The organism is Dryocola clanedunensis, assembly GCF_038405435.1.
Taxonomy (GTDB): domain Bacteria; phylum Pseudomonadota; class Gammaproteobacteria; order Enterobacterales; family Enterobacteriaceae; genus Dryocola; species Dryocola clanedunensis_A.
Window position 1 is genome coordinate 1 of record NZ_JBBYHZ010000097.1, and the last position, 664, is coordinate 664.

The following is a 664-nucleotide window of genomic DNA, read 5'->3' on the forward strand; positions in this document are numbered from 1 at the left end:
GCTGTGCACGTTGCGCCGTTGGCTGCATAAACATGAATGAGACAAGCGGCAGCAGCACCAGGCCAGCCGGCAACAGCAAGGCAACTCCGCCGTGGGGGTGCGTTTCGCGCACGGCACGCGCCCTCAGCGTGTAGCTCACATAGCCTCCCACCAGCCCACACAGACTGAGCAGGGCGAAGCCGGGACTCTCCCGGATGGCGGCCACTGCCGGCATCGGACTCACACTGCGCAGCAGCGCCAGCACGACCGCCAGCCCGGCTACACCGGCGAGCAGTGCGCAGGGCAGGGCATGGAGGCCAAGCCGGCGCAGAATTGGCTGCAGACATGACGCAAGCACGCCGCCGGCCAGCGAAAAGCTGAACATTACAGGTCCGAACCGAGCCAGATCTTCGACGGTGACTGCGGCCCGTGCCGGCCAGCTGACTTGCAGGGCCAGCTGGGTAAGGGCATGCAGATTGATCTGGGTCTGGAGTAGGCTGCCAACAGCGGCCGTGGCCAGTGCAGCAGTGAGGGTGATTGAGACTGTTCGCAACCAGGAGCGCATGCAGGGAGTTCGTCAAAGCAGGCCGAATCCACACTCTAGCAATGAGATCCGGTGAACCTCCAGTGATGCATTCCGCTGAAGAATTCACAGCGGAGGAACTGCACGGCGGCGACCCTCTAC

General features: G+C 63.7%; 1 protein-coding gene. It reads right to left on the reverse strand.

Features of this window, described 5'->3' with window-relative positions; translation table 11 throughout:
* Window positions 1-544, reverse strand: a 544-nt coding sequence (locus AAE045_RS23625) for a hypothetical protein (protein ID WP_455549742.1), incomplete at its 3' end; no start/stop codon positions are given.
* Between the last annotated feature and the right edge of the window lie 120 nt (window positions 545-664).